At 44.6% G+C, this 18,283-nt stretch carries 18 protein-coding genes; 7 read left to right on the forward strand and 11 right to left on the reverse strand.

The window, feature by feature from the left end:
• The 3 genes from ACLFWI_RS01835 to ACLFWI_RS01845 all read right to left on the reverse strand — a co-directional run.
• Nucleotides 1–977: type I restriction endonuclease (locus ACLFWI_RS01835; protein ID WP_446411484.1), on the reverse strand; the 977-nt coding region annotated here is incomplete at its 3' end.
• A gap of 24 nt (nucleotides 978–1,001) precedes the next feature.
• Nucleotides 1,002–1,202: a DUF5615 family PIN-like protein gene (locus tag ACLFWI_RS01840; RefSeq protein WP_446411485.1), complete on the reverse strand. Its 201-nt coding sequence runs from the start codon at nucleotides 1,200–1,202 to the stop codon at nucleotides 1,002–1,004.
• Nucleotides 1,199–1,423: a DUF433 domain-containing protein gene (locus ACLFWI_RS01845; protein WP_446399107.1), complete on the reverse strand. Its 225-nt coding sequence runs from the start codon at nucleotides 1,421–1,423 to the stop codon at nucleotides 1,199–1,201. Before ACLFWI_RS01845 ends, ACLFWI_RS01840 begins: the two co-directional genes overlap by 4 nt.
• Before the next feature lie 684 nt (nucleotides 1,424–2,107).
• Between ACLFWI_RS01845 and ACLFWI_RS01850 the strand changes: the two genes are divergently transcribed.
• The gene (locus ACLFWI_RS01850; protein WP_446411486.1) at nucleotides 2,108–4,990 is read left to right on the forward strand and encodes a COG1470 family protein; all 2,883 of its coding nucleotides are present in this window, start codon (nucleotides 2,108–2,110) and stop codon (nucleotides 4,988–4,990) included.
• 163 nt (nucleotides 4,991–5,153) lie between these two features.
• Here ACLFWI_RS01850 and ACLFWI_RS01855 read toward each other — a convergent pair whose 3' ends face one another.
• Both ACLFWI_RS01855 and ACLFWI_RS01860 read right to left on the reverse strand, forming a co-directional pair.
• Nucleotides 5,154–5,396, reverse strand: a complete 243-nt coding sequence (locus ACLFWI_RS01855) for a hypothetical protein (RefSeq protein WP_446411487.1) — start codon at nucleotides 5,394–5,396, stop codon at nucleotides 5,154–5,156.
• A gap of 302 nt (nucleotides 5,397–5,698) precedes the next feature.
• Nucleotides 5,699–5,929 carry a peptide ABC transporter substrate-binding protein gene (locus ACLFWI_RS01860; RefSeq protein ID WP_446411488.1) on the reverse strand — a complete coding sequence of 77 codons (231 nt, stop codon included), beginning with the start codon at nucleotides 5,927–5,929 and terminating at the stop codon, nucleotides 5,699–5,701.
• 114 nt (nucleotides 5,930–6,043) lie between these two features.
• Between ACLFWI_RS01860 and ACLFWI_RS01865 the strand changes: the two genes are divergently transcribed.
• The 3 genes from ACLFWI_RS01865 to ACLFWI_RS01875 all read left to right on the forward strand — a co-directional run bounded on the left by ACLFWI_RS01865 (nucleotide 6,044) and on the right by ACLFWI_RS01875 (nucleotide 8,668).
• On the forward strand, nucleotides 6,044–6,283 hold the full coding sequence (locus tag ACLFWI_RS01865) for a helix-turn-helix domain-containing protein (RefSeq protein ID WP_446411516.1): 240 nt from the start codon (nucleotides 6,044–6,046) through the stop codon (nucleotides 6,281–6,283).
• A 578-nt stretch (nucleotides 6,284–6,861) separates the two neighbouring features.
• A complete protein-coding gene (gene eno / locus ACLFWI_RS01870; RefSeq protein ID WP_446411489.1) occupies nucleotides 6,862–8,160 on the forward strand; it encodes a phosphopyruvate hydratase in 1,299 nt (432 codons plus the stop codon).
• Nucleotides 8,161–8,437: 277 nt separating this feature from the next.
• The gene (locus ACLFWI_RS01875; protein ID WP_446411490.1) at nucleotides 8,438–8,668 is read left to right on the forward strand and encodes a hypothetical protein; all 231 of its coding nucleotides are present in this window, start codon (nucleotides 8,438–8,440) and stop codon (nucleotides 8,666–8,668) included.
• 71 nt (nucleotides 8,669–8,739) lie between these two features.
• On the opposite strand, the gene ACLFWI_RS01880 is transcribed toward ACLFWI_RS01875, so the two are convergent.
• The 4 genes from ACLFWI_RS01880 to ACLFWI_RS01895 are packed head-to-tail and all read right to left on the reverse strand — an operon-like array spanning nucleotide 8,740 to nucleotide 13,474.
• A complete protein-coding gene (locus ACLFWI_RS01880; RefSeq protein WP_446411491.1) occupies nucleotides 8,740–9,507 on the reverse strand; it encodes a DUF928 domain-containing protein in 768 nt (255 codons plus the stop codon).
• A gap of 4 nt (nucleotides 9,508–9,511) precedes the next feature.
• Nucleotides 9,512–11,851, reverse strand: coding sequence for a CHASE2 domain-containing protein (locus ACLFWI_RS01885; protein WP_446411492.1), 2,340 nt, complete (start codon nucleotides 11,849–11,851; stop codon nucleotides 9,512–9,514).
• 10 nt (nucleotides 11,852–11,861) lie between these two features.
• The gene (locus ACLFWI_RS01890; protein WP_446411493.1) at nucleotides 11,862–12,803 is read right to left on the reverse strand and encodes a DUF1822 family protein; all 942 of its coding nucleotides are present in this window, start codon (nucleotides 12,801–12,803) and stop codon (nucleotides 11,862–11,864) included.
• Nucleotides 12,804–12,823: 20 nt separating this feature from the next.
• Entirely contained in the window at nucleotides 12,824–13,474 is a 651-nt protein-coding gene (locus tag ACLFWI_RS01895; protein ID WP_446409110.1) for a sigma-70 family RNA polymerase sigma factor, read from the reverse strand.
• A gap of 316 nt (nucleotides 13,475–13,790) precedes the next feature.
• Here ACLFWI_RS01895 and ACLFWI_RS01900 point away from each other — a divergent pair, with 316 nt between their 5' ends.
• Nucleotides 13,791–14,033 carry a hypothetical protein gene (locus ACLFWI_RS01900; RefSeq protein ID WP_446409109.1) on the forward strand — a complete coding sequence of 81 codons (243 nt, stop codon included), beginning with the start codon at nucleotides 13,791–13,793 and terminating at the stop codon, nucleotides 14,031–14,033.
• Nucleotides 14,033–14,356 (forward strand): DUF6812 domain-containing protein, encoded by a 324-nt coding sequence (locus tag ACLFWI_RS01905; RefSeq protein ID WP_446411494.1) that lies wholly within the window; start codon nucleotides 14,033–14,035, stop codon nucleotides 14,354–14,356. The genes ACLFWI_RS01900 and ACLFWI_RS01905 overlap by 1 nt, the downstream gene beginning before the upstream one ends.
• 38 nt (nucleotides 14,357–14,394) lie before the next feature.
• Here the strand turns inward: ACLFWI_RS01905 and ACLFWI_RS01910 are convergent, their stop codons facing one another.
• A complete protein-coding gene (locus ACLFWI_RS01910) occupies nucleotides 14,395–15,462 on the reverse strand; it encodes a tetratricopeptide repeat protein (RefSeq protein ID WP_446411495.1) in 1,068 nt (355 codons plus the stop codon).
• A gap of 643 nt (nucleotides 15,463–16,105) precedes the next feature.
• Nucleotides 16,106–17,230, reverse strand: a complete 1,125-nt coding sequence (locus ACLFWI_RS01915) for a tetratricopeptide repeat protein (protein WP_446411496.1) — start codon at nucleotides 17,228–17,230, stop codon at nucleotides 16,106–16,108.
• Nucleotides 17,231–17,744: 514 nt separating this feature from the next.
• Between ACLFWI_RS01915 and ACLFWI_RS01920 the strand changes: the two genes are divergently transcribed.
• Nucleotides 17,745–18,128 carry a hypothetical protein gene (locus ACLFWI_RS01920; RefSeq protein ID WP_446410229.1) on the forward strand — a complete coding sequence of 128 codons (384 nt, stop codon included), beginning with the start codon at nucleotides 17,745–17,747 and terminating at the stop codon, nucleotides 18,126–18,128.
• Nucleotides 18,129–18,283: the final 155 nt, after the last annotated feature.

Raw genomic sequence — 18,283 nt, forward strand, 5'->3', positions numbered from 1 at the left:
TCAGAATCAATAATGGCAATAGATTTTTTTGTAGGAAAAAGCCGCAGTCGGCAAATAGTTTTTGTTGCCTTGCCATCTAGATTAACACCAAAATAGCTTTTGGTGTCTTTGTACTCAATACGTCCAATATCTACAACTTCACGTAGAATCGCTTTGACGATATGAAAAGCTTCCAACTCTTCTTCTGTGGTCACTATTCCTTCGTCTGAAGAGGATTCAGATTCAACCTCTTGCCCTTCAGTTGATGGTGTAGAGGTTTCTGGTGTGTTAATAGCAGCCGCTAGCCTTTCTGTAATGCGCTCGTTAATAAATTCTTTTAGTGACCGTCTGGTTATATCTGTGAACCTTTCCATAACCGATGCAGCCAGCCTCCCAGAATAGACTTGACTGGCAAAAAACTTAACGAATTCAGGAGATGGGTCAGCCAGTTGCTCTGTCATGATACGCTTAATTTCTTTAGTATAGAGAAGATTCCTGGCAACATCTTCCAATTCACCCGAATTAAAGCTTGATTTGGAAAAACGCTTGAGTTCATTAATATTGGATTCGTGGAAGTCCAACATGTTGAACTCAAAAAATGATTTTTCATCCATGATGTTGGGTTTCTCTGTATCGGTGTAAAACCGATAGATAATCCCATTGGTCAAAACGCTAAACTTTGCCTCTGTTGTATGAAAGTATCTGTGCAACTGTGAGTTATGCTTAGGGTTCTCTAGACTCCCTCCACACCATTTACATTCAATCAAGATGATGGGCTTTTCATCCATGATGATTGCATAATCTACCTTTTCCCCTTTTAGTCCAGGTACGTCAGCCGTGAATTCAGGGCAAACCTCCATTGGGTTAAAAACGTTATACCCTAAAGCATTAATGAAAGGCATAACGAAAGCGCTTTTGGTAGCTTCTTCTGTCTGAATTTGCTCTCTTAGCTTTAAGATTTGCTGAGAGATAGATTTAATTTGGTCGATAAAGTCCATACCGCCGTAGTGTGGTGAGGTTCTTTACCCAGTATGGCTTAACTCACTAAAATCGGCATCTTTGGTAACAATAATGAAGGCGTTGAGCCGAGAATATTCCCAAACATCCCGGTCTGAAGATGTTCCTAAGCCTAATGTATCAACATGCACTGAGTTGGGATACAAATCGGTTAGTCGAGTCACTAGGCGAGGGGAAAGGTTTTGATCAAACAGGAGGAGTTTCACGGTTGAACGGTAACGGTAAGGCGTTCGCGTTGAGCGGCAAACCAAAGACAAGCGAGGATGTCTGTTTTAGTCAGATAGGGAAAGTCTTCTAGAATTTCCTCTTGGCTCATGTCGGATGCGAGGTATTCTAAAATATCATAGACCGTGATTCGCATCCCTCTAATGCAGGGCTTACCGCCACGCTTTCCGGGTTCTAAGGTGATGATGTCTTGGTAATTCATCGGTTATCTTGAGTATCCACAACTAACTTTAGCTTGCCCAAGTCGCGATCGCATTCCCTACCCATATCCGTAAAACCCCCAACCCTACAGCATTTCAGGTCTAGGTAATCGGATTTCGACTCCCGTTCATCTGTCTAGGACAACCTGCGATCGCGTAGTTTGTAGTCAGCGCTGTCTTCGCTTCTGGCACGCTCCTTAAACAGAATATCGCCTAAAGCTCAAGTTAAGAATCGAGCTTACTGAGTAGCTCTTTGAACCCGTTTTAACGGGTTTAAGCTTTTAGCCCGTAGACGCGGAGCGGCTTCTCTTCGAGTACTTTAGTTCCGGGCTGGTTACCTAGGATAGATGACTTTGAACCCGTTTTAACGGGTTTAAGCTTTTAGCCCGTAGACGCGGAGCGGCTTCTCTTCGAGTACTTTAGTTCCGGGCTGATTACCTAGGATAGATGACTTTGAACCCGTTTTAACGGGTTTAAGCTTTTAGCCCCAACTTTAGTTGAGGGCTAATTACCTAGGATAGATGACAATAGCTGACATTCGCTCTCGCTTGCGGTTTAATTGTCAGAGTGAACGCTGTAAACATTAATACAGTTGTCGCTCCACCCATGCTGAACGTAGAAAGAATCGGTTTAGCCATTGGAAGTCAGCAGGAGGAGAGGTCAAACCCAGAGGGGAAAGGGAACTTATGAATAGCAATCCATCCAATCCTTCGGCAAATAGTGGTAAAACAATAAATATTGCCGATATCTTGGCACTTCCGGAACGTCAACGGCAAATTGCTCTGTTTATCCGTCGTGAGGAAGGGCATACCCTACCCGAAATCGCCGATCACATCAACGAAAATGAACAGGCGATCGCGATAGAACTCGATGAGTTAGTTCAAGAGGGTTTCGTCCGAGAAATACAAGTAGAAGGCATTCCCCGTTACTACCGCAGTGAAATGAGACGACAAGGTAGCCAGTTTTCCGAGATGATTCAGCAAGCGCTGACACCGGGAAAACCTCTGTCCATGATTGTCAATCCCTCTGGGGATGCGCCAATTACACCCGGTTCGACATTTGAGTTGTGCGTCACGATTACCAATGAGGGGAATCAAAGTGCCTTAATCGAGATTTATATCGATGAAACCTCCCAATTCCTGCACCAGTGGTGTATTTCCCCTTATGAACGTCTGGCGTTAGGGCGGGGGCAAAGTAGTGAGGTAGTTTTCCAGATTCCGGTGCCACTGGATGCGATACCAGGTACGTATAATTATCTGCTGATGGTTGATGCCCAGCAGCATTACCCGCAAGACACGCCAATCCAACATCAAGCACGGCTGCAAGTCTTACCCTTTGTCCAGGAAGCCATCCGGGTTAATGATCCCACCTTCACCCTACTCCCGCTCACCAATTCCGCCGCCCCGGCTGTTGTCCAACCCGGAGAATTTCTAGAGGTTCAGGTTCTAGTTCATAACCGTTCTGATCGCGTAGATCAATTTCGCTTAACCTGTCCGGATTTAGCCCCGATTTGGTATAGGGTGATTTATCCCGAAGGCTATACCGACACCGGAGTGGTGCGGGTTATGGATGGCTTGGAATTGAATCCGGGTGAAAAGGGGCAAATCCAGCTCATTATCATGCCACCTGTAGATACCTGGGCGAGTATCTATTCCCCCACGGTGCGTCTCTATTCCCTGAATAATCCCGACTTGGTGCTACTCGATGCCATTTATCTCCAGGTAATGCCCATTTACCTGTTAACTGTCGAGTTAGTCACCTTAGTGGGTAAGGTCAGCAATCAGTTAGGTGTTTTCGAGTTACAACTGTATAACGGCGGCAATATTACCCGCGACATTGCCCTGAGAGCGAAAAGTGCCGATGGTGATGATATCTGCACCTATACCCTGATACCTAGCCAAGTTCGTCTCGCCCCTGGCGGCTATGCGATCGCGAATTTAGAGGTGCAACCCAGCCAGAAGTGGTGGCGTAGACCATTCTACGGACGAGTTTTAAACTTTGTTATTGAAATTGAAGACCTGCAACAGTTCCCCCTAATTAACAATCGCTTCCAAGGGACTTTAATTTGGGAAGGGCGTCCGTGGTGGCAATTTTTATTAGTCATTTTAGGCATCGTCGGACTGATTGGCGCATTAATATTCCTGCTGTGGTTTCTCTTTTTTAGACCCAAACCCAGCCCAGAAATTATCGAATTTGCTCCAGCGGGCAAAAATTACTCGGCAGCTTATGGGGAGAGTGTGCGCCTAAATTGGGAAATTACTAATCCCCAACGATTACAAACGATAAAAATACAAGGGGTATCGCCAGATGGGGTGGTCACCAGTGGTCCCATTGCCTACAATTTTAGCCGAGGGATTCCCAATGAGTTAGAGCGTTTCTGCACAATTGATGAGATTCTTAATTGTCAGAACGTGCCAACTGATGCTCGCGAACCGGGGGATTATGTGTTTGAACTGACGGTGATTCCCCAAGGGAAAAAGAGGGGGGAATTAGAGGAACTGACAACGAATACAGTCAAAATTACACCGTTTCCAATTCCTGAGATTGAAGAATTTGCCTCAACTCAACCCGTCTATGAAGAAACCAATCAGGCGACGCCTGAAGCTGCTAATCAGGAAGCTAGTCCAACGGCTAGTGAGAATAACTCACCTGAAAATCAACCGCAACCAGAAAACCTGGGTATTTTACTGAATTGGAAAATTAGTCACCCCGAACAAATCAGACTGTTAAAACTGGTGGGTCGCAATTCTGAAGGAATTGTTACCTTTCCCATGAAAACGTTTGACTTTAGCCAAGGGATTCCTAAATCCCTACAAGACTCCTGTGAATTCCAGAAAGAGGCATTAGTTTGTATGAATCTTGCCACAGGTGTTGACAAACCGGGAACCTATATTTTTGAATTAATTGTGGTTCCCCAACAAGGAGAAGCCGAAGAATTACCAACTCAAAAAACCGAGCAGATTAAAGTTGAAGCGCAACCTGTTCCCTTTGAGATAGTTTATTTGACAGTCATATTCGAGGGACAAGAACCTCTTTATCAACCTAAATTAGTGTTAACACTTCCGGACAATCCGGAAAATCAATCGATACCTGTACTCTTATCCTGGAAAGTTGAGGGGGGTAGAGATCTCAAAGTTGAACTGCTACCTGCACCTGGAACTGTGCCACCCGAAGGCACTTTACCCTATGAACTCAGTCCAGAACCGACTACAGAAACGATTACATTGCAAGTCACCAATGAAGCCGGGGAGCAAAAAAGCCGTTCAGTCACCATTGAAACGGTTCAACCGCCACCTCCAGAACCTCCAGCAATGACCTTATCACCTCCACCTTCCCCACCCGGAGACGCGACTAACGGGTTACCCATTTTACCGCCTCTATCTCCACCGGGAGGCGCTTCTGATTCACAAATGCAGACACCCCCCTCACCCTCACCTTCACCTTCACCGAGAACTACACCATCTGAAACTGAACCAAAACCTCTACGTTTACCACCAGGCGGTTCACCTCCGCTTCCTCCAGGTTCAGATTCTCCGCCTCCCGCCGAACTTCCGCCTAAGTTTAGGTAGGGCTTGCTGAATAACTATAGCCGGGAAATAAATTTCCGGCTTAAAGCTAAAGTAAGCTAAAGCTTACTGCATTAAAAGCTTTTAATATCATGTCCGGTCAAACACCTATAATAAAAACTATAAGAGTCAGGCAAGTTTAGCTGCCCCATGCATCTCTTTCCGCTTACAAATCTCGATTAATTTCTTCGAGGTTTCGACTAGAGGGGCGCTGAGAGTGAATTTCTGCCAATATTTCCAGAATTGATTTATCCGTCGATCGGGTTGGCTTTTCTGGCAACAGAAGAATTACTTCAATGGTGTTTCCGACTGTATTTAATGCGGTATCAGGGGGTAAGTCAATTTCGATTTTATTGCCGGGTAAAACTTTAGCTTCAATTCGCAAGGCTGATTGCATTATAGGATTCATTTCTTAAGTTTCATCTCAACTATTTAAAGGTTGTTATTTTCCACCTTAAATGCGGCAAGGGGGCGGACGCTATAACTGAGGGGGTCAACACGGCTTACAATTTCTTGCAAGCCTACGTTATACCCCAAGGGGTTAGCGTAGGTAGTTGACTATCTATAGATTACTCTGAGTATAGATACTGATAATTGGCTTGGTCTACTGACCTTTATTGTATTACAAAACAATGTGCTTCAATATTTAGGGCTTCTGGTTTCAATATTCACGTAGGGACACGGCATTGCCGTGCCTTATTTTTGACATTGCTATTGCCTGGGAACGTAACGGATGAGCATCCGCATAAGTTTACCAGGAACGGGCGCAGGCATCAGGGGACTCCATTCACTGATTTGGGCGAAGTGGTGGGCGTACAGACTGTGGATGATGTTGGTAATCCCATTGCTGGAACCCATGACTAAGATTTGTACAGGTTCGCGTTCGGGGTTGGGTGAAGTGGTTGAGATTTCTTGGGGATCTGGGAGAAAGTCTTTAGACATGAGGGTTTACCTTCTATGGTTACTATGACACCGATTGGACTACATATAGTGTAGCGCAACGTATGCCAATCGGTGTCATTTACGGTTGAATCCACATCTGACACAATTTTGGGCATGGGAAGAGCAGGAAAAGCCCTCAAGCAGGTGTTAGAGACTTACAGTATCAGCCAGAACCAAGTGGCGGTGAAGATGGGGATTGGACGTTCTAATATTTATCGCTGGGTACATGAAGTAAGAGATCCCGGCGCTGAGATGGTGATTCAACTCAGAGATGCGCTGCATCAGATTAATCCGACGGCGGCGGAAGAGTTTGTGCGGTTATATTTAGGGAATCCGCCTGGGGATGGCGATTAGGAGTAGTACCAAGTGGATTAAATTCTCACCATATTTCCTACCGAAGCAGTACGCCCAGTTATAAAGTTGCTGGCAGAGGTTGAGTTTGTGCGGCTAGATACGGAAGGAAAAACGATTAAGACTGTTATTCCAGATGTTCCATTTTATGAAAGTCTATTCTCCAATTTAGGAGAAGTAGTTGGGAGTAATAATTTTTCAGAACATGAAGAGTTAACGTTGTTGTTACTCCATTGTAGACAGTGTTGAGAAGTCAGAGAATGAGGTAGAATCAAATGAATCAGATGCTCCTTTCTAAAGACTGTAAAAATAGACGCGATCGCGAAAAGCTAATAACCGCAAATTCTTTGTAAATTACCTTGTAACAAAACTGCGATCGCATTCGTATCCAACAGGTATCCCTACTTTTTGGCAGATGTCAAGGTTTGAATATTTTTTTAATACCAACAGAGCGATCGCATACCCTATCATAAGTCCGGATATGAGCGCTGGGGATCGAAAACATCCTTAAGCCCACTTGTTTGTCCACGACTTCAGACGTATCCTGAACCCTGAAGTCATTGTAATTTAGAGGAAAAGGCATGTTAGATAAACCAGAAGCTCCGATTGAAGCCATTGACGCCAGAGAAATTCTCGACTCCCGGGGACGTCCCACCGTAGAAGCCGAAGTTCGCCTCGCCAGTGGTGCCATCGGACTGGCGCAAGTTCCCAGTGGTGCGTCTACCGGCTCCTTTGAAGCCCACGAACTGCGAGATGGTGATTCTCATCGCTACAACGGTAAAGGCGTCCTCAAGGCAGTCCGTAACATCAAAGAGAAAATCACCCCCGAACTCCTGGACATGGACGCCCTAGACCAAGCAACCGTTGACCAGACGATGATTTATCGGGATGGAACCCAAAATAAAAATGAACTGGGCGCCAATGCTATCCTGGCAGTTTCTCTCGCCAATGCCAAAGCCGCCGCGAATGAATTGCAACTTCCCCTCTATCGCTATCTAGGTGGACCCCTTGCCAATCTTCTCCCGGTTCCGTTAATGAACGTAATTAACGGTGGTGCCCATGCGGATAATAACGTGGACTTTCAGGAGTTTATGATTGTCCCGGTAGGTGCTGATTCATTTCAAGAGGCGCTGCGTTGGGGGGCTGAAGTATTCGCCGCCCTGTCTCAAGTCTTGAAAGAGAAAAAACTGCTATCGGGTGTGGGTGATGAAGGGGGCTATGCGCCGAACTTGGAGTCCAATAAAGCCGCATTAGAATTTCTGATTGCCGCAATTGAAAAAGCCGGGTATAAACCAGGGGAACAGGTGGCGTTAGCCATGGATGTCGCCGCCAGTGAATTTTACAAAGATGGGCAATATCTCTATGAGGGGTCATCTCACGCCCCTAGTGAACTCGTTGATTATCTGGATCAATTAGTCAGTCAATATCCGATTGTTTCCATTGAAGATGGTTTGCATGAAGACGATTGGGATAATTGGCAATTGCTGACGGAAAAACTTGGGTCTCGCATCCAATTAGTTGGCGATGATTTATTTGTCACCAACCCCACTCGCTTGCAAAAGGGAATTGATTTAGCCGCTGGGAATTCTATCCTAATTAAGCTGAATCAAATTGGGTCATTAACCGAAACCTTAGAAACCATCGAACTCGCCACTCGCCATGGCTTCCGTTCCGTTATCTCTCACCGTTCTGGCGAAACCGAAGATACCACGATCGCGGATTTAGCCGTCGCCACTCGTGCGGGTCAAATCAAAACCGGTTCCCTCTGTCGCAGTGAACGAGTTGCCAAATACAACCGCCTACTACGGATTGAAGATGAACTTGGCGATCGCGCCATCTATGCAGGATCGATTGGTATGGGACCAAAAATTGCCAAATAATCCCTATTTCCCATAACTCAACCCGCCATTTAATCCCTGTAGGGGCGCATTGACATGCGCCCTTTATTCAATGGCGTGGCACACCTTATTTGGTAGATTAGAATTGTAGGGGCGCAAGGCTTGCGCCCGGTTTAACCGTCAAATCTATTCCACCATTTTAGCTGTGTCAGTCCACTACAACTGGCGTTAGCGACATCTGAGTTATTATCATCTGGGGAACTCTATCCCGATAGAATCAACCGCCTCAAATCAAACGACAGATCCCCGCCCAGAAAAATTGGAAAACGATTATGGATTAAATGTACTCGATACCTGTCCTCCAGCAACCAGTTCTTTAGTCGTTATCTCCTATCCCGAAGGTGGACAAAGCTATCGCTATTGTGCCGATCCTAACCGTGTTTTTCCGGCTGGTGAATATACTTATAATGCCAGGACTCAGAGTTTAGAACCCGTTAAAAAACCAGAAGCTTGTACCGTACAAGTCGGGGGTGTTTGTATTGTCCGGTAACTTATAGCAAATAGCTTACCCAGCTTCCAGAGGCGCTATGGCACGTCTGGAACATGACTCCCCCAGATTGCCTATTTCCAGTTTCCTAAGATTTTATTAGAATCGTCAATGGGTTGAACGGAACCGGCGATTGGTTCTTTTTTGAGTTCCTCCAAATCTATGGCTTTTAATAAATAACGCCAAGCCAGAGGAAAGTCATAGATTTGGACTAAATCGGCTGAGATATCGTACCAAAGGCGATTATCCCGATAAAATTCTATCCGATCAACCACCCAAGCCGTTGCTATCTTAGTTTCTAAACGCTGAGGATCAAGCCGTTCAATCACGCCTTGATGCCAAACAATTTGAGAGGAATCTGTCGGGTCATTCGTTGCACAATAAAGGGTGAACTGCCAACTATACTGTTTGTTAACCTCTAGGGGATTGGCTGTTTTGGGTAGGCTAATCCTGACAAATCCCGGTGTTTCCGGAAGCTGGAAATTAACCTGATAGGTTCGATTTCCTTGCTGTAAATCTTCGAGAAAGAATGCTCCTCGATTAATTGTGTTACTCTGATAGGGAATATAAAACCAAAATGTGGGATATTCTTTTAAGGTAAAGCCAGAAAACTTGACGCCGGAGTCGGTAATGGGTAATAACGGTGTAAACGGTTGTTCAGTCTGTTCACAAGGACCACGAGTTCCGGCAGGTTTGCGATCATCATTCGGTCTATCCCGAACGGGTGGATCTTGTTTAAGACTTGCTAATTTTTGAATAGGATGTGCTTGAACCAGTGGTCGATGAATTGTCAATTCAAGAACTGTTATCGCCAGGATTAAAGCAAGTTTTTGTGCAATCATAGGTTTAAGGGGTTTCATCGGATCGCGACGTTTTAAATATCTGGTAAGCCAGCAGACTCCCACTTGTCGCGAATACAGCTAGCGTTGCTGGAACCATGGGTAATATACTGCCAGTTTGAATAAAAATAAACCAGCTAATACCATTAATCGTTATCATAGTAATTCCCAATCCTAGTCCCAGTCGCAACAGAGACTCTCGATAGTGCCATGCGATCGCACCCCCAACAACTGACCCAATCCATACCCAAACAATTTCTCCCCAGATTGGCAAAAAAGTCAGCAAGGGGCGTTCTCCCACAGCCGCATTAATAATCTGACTAACCATCTGACTATGCAGGAATAACCCCCGAATTTCATGATTACCCGGCGTTCGGAATTCATCTTTAATTGTCGGATCGGTCATGCCAATTAAAATAATTTTATCCTGCAAAAAATCAGGATTCACTCGATTTGCCCAAATATCACTCAATGTCACCCTTTCTACCATTGTTTGGGCATATTCTGGGGAACGATAATTGAGTAAAATTTGAAACCCTTCCAATCCGACACCCTGTTGGTAAAATCCGGGGTGGGCATTTAAATTGGTTAACGTCACTGAACCCAATTTCCACTGATCGTCTGAAATAAATTGGAGTGAGATTCCCTCGGCTTGCAGATATTGTCGGGCTAATTGAAAACTCAGGGAATAGAAGGTGGAACAAGAGGATACGGCTGGCGGTTTCATGGCGATGAGATGACGGCGAACAATCCCATCTGGATCAACAACAATATCGGCAAATCCTAAGCGTTCCTTGGGGACTTCAGGGGGCGCAGCAACCCCTTCGGGGATTTGGGGAGAGGGGATAACACAAATGGGAATCACGCGATCGCTTGTTTGCAGATATTGTACCAGTTTATCCCGCCCTTCCCCTGAAGGGCGATCGCGAAAGATATCTAAGCCGATGGCGCGGGGTTGATAAGTTTCTAGTTTTTGCAGGAGTTTTAGCAGGGTGCGATCGTGTAGTGGATATTCACCCCCTAAATTGTTGATATCTTTAGCCGTTACCTCAACCATCAATAACCGAGGATCAAGGGATGGCGTGGGACGCATTTCCAGGAGTTGGTCAAAGACTTGCTGTTCTACCGATTGCAACCAACCTAGCGATCGCACTCCCATGACTAAACTGCTAACCATGACACTCGCACCCAATACCAATTGCCAACCTCGCCGTTTCCGCTGAATGGGTTTGGCGGTAGTGTCGCTAATCCAATCGTTCCAATTGGGCGGAATTTGGGTGGGATTCTGGACAATTACAGGTAACCAACTGGCACAAGGAAATTGACTCTCTAATCCCTGCAATCGTTCTCTGGCGTCTCTGACGGCTAAATAGAAGGGTTGACCTTGAGCAAAGGCGGTGAGAAAATACTTGAGGAACTCTTGCGCCACGCGATCGGGAACTAACTCCCGCATGACAATCATTTGCGGTATCTGAATATCATCCAGTTGTCGGGCTAATCCTAAGCCATCGCAGGAGTTGAAAATAGCTAGTTTTAATCCTCGTTCAACAGCTTTTCTTAGCGCATACCACAGTTCATCAATGGTTAAGCTATCGGTTTGATTAATATAAATCCGCCCGGTTTCCCCTTCGGTTTCACTATGTCCGGCAAAAAAAATGATATCCCAATGTTTTTCCCACAGTTGGTCGTTAATCTCTCGGCGGCTTTTTTCGACTAAAAATTTAATATCTGTATGGGGTAAACTTTCAAGTAACTGGCGATCATTCTCAATATCAATTCCCTGGCTATGACCGAGAATGGCTAAAATTTTGACCTTAGGCGTGCGCTGATTTGGGGTAAATTGGGCAGGACGTTCAAACTGAGGATTGGTTAAGGCAAGTTCCGCTTTCGGATAACGGTCAAAAAAATCCCATAAATGCCAAGGAAGTTTGTGCAGGTGCGGATCACTGGTGGATATTAAGAAGCGAATCGTATCCTGAGGATTGAGAGATTCCCGTAACCGTCGATCCAGGGGGCGAAACCCTTCCCCATCTAACCAGGTTCGCAAGCGATCGCGCAGTTCATTCGCCGAGTCTTGACAGTCTCTCAGGCGCTGGTTTACTGAACCATCATAGATAATTTTTTTCGGTTTAATTCGATAGGGGGCGCTAATGCACCGATACTTATGCTGCCAATGAGACTGGATGCGATCGGCAAATTCAGGCGCGGCGTCTAATACTCCTTTGAGTTCAATATCTGGGGGAGATTCATCTCTACCAATGGCTAATGTGACCCGAAATCCATGGCTTTGAAAATCACCATCGAGTTTCAAAATTACTAATTTCTTGGGATAGTGTTCATTGTTCATCGTTCATTGTTTAAATGATAAAGGTTTCCGTCATGCTGATATCAGCTAACGCTACCCTAACTTTGAAGCATTCTCCGGGTTCTCCACTAAACTGTAATTGAATTTGCTTAGTGCTTCTGGCTTCAGCTTGCATCACGGTTTCTCCCGTGTCATCGAGAATCATCAGTCGCAAATTTTTAGGTAGATAGGTTTGACCGTTATTTGGATAGATTTCAACCGAAATATCGAGTTCTGATCCGGAGGTTGGTGTCAAATTTATGACTAATATGACTTGTTCATCATCATATCGTCGTCCTAATGTCAGCCGCTTCCCGCGTGTGATTTTCAGATCAGATGGTTCGGATAAGTGGGTGGCTATTTGTGTATACGTTCTAAAATTAAAAGCGAGTTCTGTTGGCGAGGAGTCGAATAATGTTTCGACAGTCTGCCAACCGGCATCAAAAATGTTTTGGAGCCATTGATTAAGTTGTATCGGTTGTCTAGATGGATTAATATGGTCTAATAAATGTTCCAGTGATATAAGTTGAGTTAGGGGGACTTCCTCGGTTTTAACACTGGGTAAAAATCCCAGTAACTTGGCTTCAGTTAAGGCTTGATTCAATTCAACTGCTACATAACCAATCCGGTCAGACCAAACTTCTGCGGGGATATGACAGCTAGCGGCGCTGGGTAAGACGGGACGGCATTCTAATTTGCCCAGATCTTTAATCAATAAGTCGGCTGTATTAGTCAGGGTTTGCATGATTGGATTCCAACTATCACTCGCCTGCCAGTTTGTCGGAATTTCTAGGCATTGTAGAGAGGTCTTGACAGCATAAACGGCTAACGTATTTAGGTAAACTTGTTTTGCCTTTTGTGGGCAATGCTTTTGGTGAAACTGTTGCGCGATTTGATGGGCTTCTAACGTCAGGGGTACGGTCAGCATTAGGGGTTCATTCGTGGTGTGGAACATTTTATTCTGTGCCTCAGGGATTATGATGATAAGTATTCTCTTAACTTGGGACTAAATTTAGTTAAGCAACGCTGGTAAAAACTGCTTAAGGTTGAAATTTTAATTCCTAGTTCTTCAGAAATTTCTTTCCAGGAATAACCGGATAAAAGTTTCAAAGCTAAAAATTGGAAATTGGCGGCTGGTTGATTTGACGTATAGGTTTGATTAAAGAGTCCTTCTGGGTCAGTTTCTAGATAGTGAATGATTTCTTGCGACAGGGAAGGCGTCAACTGCGGATTCACTTCGGCTGGATTGTTTTTATCTAAGTCATCCAAGGTTAAACGCTTGACTCGTTTGGCATCGATTCCTTTATGCAGGGTTGGCATAATGGAACGACTAGCTTCCATGAAAAATCGCTGCTTGAGCATAAAGTTTACCCACTGTAAAACTTCAAAACTGGGGTTATAGTCATCAATCCTTTCGCAAATATAACAAAATAAACGTTGCTTGGCTTCATCATAAATATCCTCATAAAATCCATGGAATTGTCTGGGATAGGGACGAGTCAGTTTACCTGACTGCTGAATAGTACCTAATAGCTTGGCTAAAGCTTGCTGTCGTTGTTTACTGCGGGGAGGATGCTGCTGTGCATCCTGTGCCAGTTGCTTTAACTTTTGGTCTATGGCATTCATCGATAGGGATAGGGTTCGTATATCAGTTACCTGGGATTGCGTCGATACACCGACTTCACTCTGTTCATAGAGGTCTCACGAACTCAGGGGCAATTTTATGCAAGGTGCAACAAATCTTTACAAAAGTTTAACAAAAGCGGCGGTAGAGACGTGCCATGGCGCGTCTGGAAGCTGGGGAAGAGGATTACCAATATGAACCATGAACCATGAACACCCCCCAATTATGTAAAAATTTGTAACAAATGTCCGACTTTTGCATAAAATGCACCTGTTGAACTTGAGAACTTAATGAAAGGGTAAGATGGAGATGAGAATCATGTTGATTCGTGAGATTGCTCAACAGGCACTAAAGACACGCTATCTCACCAGGGAAGCCGAAGACCAACTGCGATGGTTACTTAGAAGCAAATACGACTCACAAGACCTCCGGGCATTTATGAAGTTGCAAAATGCGGTAATGGAGGGTCAGGTGCAACAAGAGTCCCGCACTTTTCCAGACAACCTCTTGATTTTCAGGGATGATAATACGGTAATTGTTGATTTGGCAGGAGTGAGTTAATGAGAGAACTGAGAGTTAAAGTTTTAACAGTCAATAAACTTCAAATTTTAGGAATATTGACCATTGATCTCTCCTTAAATGGCTATCATTCCAGTTTTAATATTTCGGACTTGTTGAATAGTTCTCGTAATTTTATTACTCTCACGGATGTAGAAGTGTATAGTGAGAATCAGCATCTCTTGGCAACAATGCCATCTCTTTGTATTAACAAGCCAGCGATCGCTTGTTTATCGAGCGAAGAATCTGAGCAGAATGGTGTTAAATTATCATTGAACAGGGCTATCCAGCCCTCTAAAATAAACACTGTTGCTGTTTTTTCATAATTGAAAGAGATTCGAGGGCATGTTTAACCGAGTGAGTGTTAATAGATTAATTTCTGAAACCGCTGATCATGCTGAAGACTAGCCAAATCAGAGTCATTTTTGGCTAACTCTCGGTATTGAGCAGGATTCAGATTAAGGGTTTTTTGCAGATTTTCGATAGCTAGATCAACATTACCCTGCAACGCATAACAGCAAGCTTTGTTGTAAAAAGCATTAGCATTGTCGGATTTAAACTCTATGGTTTTGTCGAAACTAGCCAAGGCTTCTGGGTAGTCTTCCAATTGCAAAAGCGCATACCCTCGATTATACCAAGCCTCATATTTGTCGGGCTTAATTTTCAGGGCTTCGTCGTAACTCGCTACGGCATCTTGAAAGTATCTTAAGTTCACAAGGGCATTGCCCCGATAATACCAAGAACTGGGTTGTTGATACTTAAGCTTCAGGGCTTCATTATAACTCGCCACGGCTTCTGGAAAACGGTCAAGGCGATACAGCGCCCCTCCTCGGTTATTCCAAGCTTCGTGAGCATCGGGTTTAATTTTTAGGGCTTCGTCATAGCTAGCGAGGGCTTCTTGGAACTGTTTTAAGTGTACCCAAGCATGTCCTTGATTGTACCAAGCTTCGTATTTATCTGGCTTGACTTTTAGGGCGTCTTGATAGCTAGCGATGGCTTCGAGAAAGCATTGTAAGCTAAACAGAACATTACCTCGGTTGTACCAAGCTTGATGCAGGTTCGGTTTAAGATTTAGAGCATGATCATAGCTAACTTTTGCCGCTTCATATTGTTTTAAATTCACCAACGCATTGCCCCGATTATACCAAGCCGGATAAAAGTCTGGTTGCAATTTCACCGCCTGATCATAGCTAGCGATCGCCTCTTGATGGCGTCCCGCCTTATCCAGCGCAATTCCCCGATTATACCACAGTTGATATAAGTCTGGTTCACGTTCTAAAACTTGGTCAACTGTCGCGATCGCTTCTTCAAACTGTCCGGACTGGATCAGTATAATACCCAAGTTATACCACGCTTCGTGGGTTGTGACTTCCAAGGGGTGGTTGTAACTAACGTTTGCGGCTTGAGGGTTTTCTAGAAGGAGAGTACTCATCGATGTATTTTTTGCTATGAGAGGCTTTTGACCTGGGTTTACAGGTTGTAGCGTTGAGGGGGAACGTTCTCACGATTCTCGATTGAGCGCAATACATAAAGGAGTCAGTAAAGAATGTGGGGTTTAGGGTTTAGGGTAGGGCAATCAGAACCGCGATCGTTCACGGCTTAGGGTTGTCTCCTCACTTGTCTAATCAACGCCTTTACTTGCTTATTCTTCCCCAACTCCCCCAAATCCGGATCAGTTAATAACTTGACAAAAACGGGATGCACATGCTAAAAAATTATCATTCTGCTCATTCTCTTGATCCAATTCGGCTTGATATTGTCTCACATAAGCGCGAAAAGCTTATTGAAATGCCCTGGGACTATTGTGAATATTTTGCACAATAAAGTGCGGGATTTTTCAATGGGAAATCTGCCAAATGTCAGATTGGTATTTATTTCGTTGTATCTTCCGGATTCTCGCTGATAAATGTGCAGAATTGCCATATCATAGAGCCAAATCTGACTCAAATGGTGCATCCTCCCGGTATTTTTCAGCATTTAGATTAATGGCTTGTTTTAAGTTGTTCTTAATACCGTTTAATTAAAACCCGTTAAAACGGGTTTTAGCTTTAGGTTCCGGAACTTGAGTTCCCGGCTTACGTCCCACCTCCAATCATCTTCTGAAATCGCTTATTTTTCCGCAACCGTTCCAAATCTGGGTCAGTTTTCGCCACGGGCAGATATTTCTGGGGATTCACCTTAATCGCCTGTTCAATATAATTCACCGCCAATGTCACCTTACCCTGGGCGGCATAACAATACCCCTTGTTATAAATCGCATTCACATGATCAGGATTCACCGCTAACGCCTTGTCAAAACTTGCCATCGCCTCCCGATAGCGTCCCATCTTAACTAAAGCATAGCCGCGATTGTCCCACGCTTCATAATTTTCAGGCATACAGGCTAACGCCCGATCATAGCTAGCGACAGCATCTTGTAAACGTCCCAATCGCCGCAGAGTAAGTCCTCGATTATTCCAGCAATGAGTTTCGTTGGGGTCAAATTCTAAAGCTTTCTCGTAGTAGAGTAATGCCTCTTTTTCACGACCCATTTCTGAAACGACGATCCCTTTATTAATCCAACTTCCGATATGATTGGGTTTGAGTTCCAGGGCTTTGTTAAAAGACGCGATCGCATCGTCTCGTTTTTCGAGTTTCATCAACAGACAGCCTTGGTTGAACCATATTTCCGGGTGATCGGGACTAATTTGCAGGGCTTTGTCAAAACTCTTGAGGGCGGCTTTGTGGCGTCCGAGATTGGTTAAGACGTTACCACGATTACTCCAGGCTTTATCATAATTAGGATTACAGGCGATCGCTTGATCGAAACTCGCCAAGGCTTCTTTGTTGCGTAAAAGAATCATCAGGGAAGTGCCGCGAGAGTTCCAGGCTTCGGGATGGGTGGGTTCTCGTTCAATCACTTGATCAAAACTCGCGATCGCGGCTTCAGGCTTTCCCCAGTCTGACAGAACGATACCGCGATTCAGCCAGATGCGGACATCCTGGGGATTTAACACCCCCGCTTGGTCAAAACTCGCGATCGCCTCTTCATATCGCTGTAGATGTCCCAGGGCGAGTCCTAGCCCCGTCCAAGCCTCCCCATTTTCAGGAGTAAGCTTCACCGCATCCTGGAACAGGGCGACGGCGGCGTCAAAGTCTCCCCCCTGCAAACAGCGCATTCCTTGTTGAACGATGAATTTAACCGCTTTGGGATCAGTCATAGAAGTAACCTGGGTGATAAGCTGTTGTTAGGCATTTAAGCCTTAATGTCAATAATGGCTCCCATCCTTGTCGTAGTGTGTTAAGCGAAGCCATGCCGCAGGCTTTGCATCTTGCTCACTACATTGAACATCTTGCTCACTACATTGAACATCTTGCTACCTAAGCTAACCATTTCGCGGTATCACGTAGGTTATTAGTCGCCCCGACGTATCAGATAGGACACAGAACTGACGCAAGCCTCAATGGTCACAGTCGATCTCCCTCTATCTTTGCAAATCTTTACAAAATTGTATTATTTTATACCTATTCGTTAAGATAGATATACGTTTATAATAATTCTAAAAATCTGAGTCAGAGTAGTGACAATGCCCTAAAGGGGGTTAAGTCGGCTACGCCCTAGCCAATGCCGTTAGAAATTTAAAGGAATTGTTTATGGCAAATAGCGCCACTAGCCAAAGAAAAGCTAATAGTAAAACTAATAGCAGTATCCCTAAAAAAAGCGAGGAAAAAACTATGGCAAAAGATAACGAAACCCAATCAACAAAGCTAGCTATTCAAAAGCAGCAAGCTGGGGAAGTTTCTCTGGTTGAACCTTCAATCCCTCTACCGGGAAATCGTCCCATAGCCACCAGTTCGCTAAAAGTTCAAGGTTCAATAAGGGGGAGGCGTCCTGTTGATACCAGCGAGTTACAAGTTGTTGGCACATTTTCATCCATGGGTGATCGCCCGATCGCAGCGAGTAATATGCAAATCCGAGATGTCATGGTTGTGTCTGGAAATCGCCCGATTTCTGTGAGTACCCTGAATCTTACGGACACAGAAATGATTATGGGGAATCGCCCCATCGCCTCCAATATCATGGATGAAGTTGATCAAATGATGGGTTATCTGGATTAATTTTTAGTAGAGACGTTGCCGGCAACGTCTCTACTATTTTGTATGGGGGTTCTAAAAAGGGAGTAGTCAACCCTGATTGGGTATAACCAATTCCTACTTTAGGTATAAAGTTGGGAACAGTATAATCTACCCATAGATTGACGATTATAAAAAAG

Origin of the sequence: Coleofasciculus sp. (assembly GCF_046539235.1) — a bacterium.
Lineage (GTDB): Bacteria > Cyanobacteriota > Cyanobacteriia > Cyanobacteriales > Coleofasciculaceae > Coleofasciculus.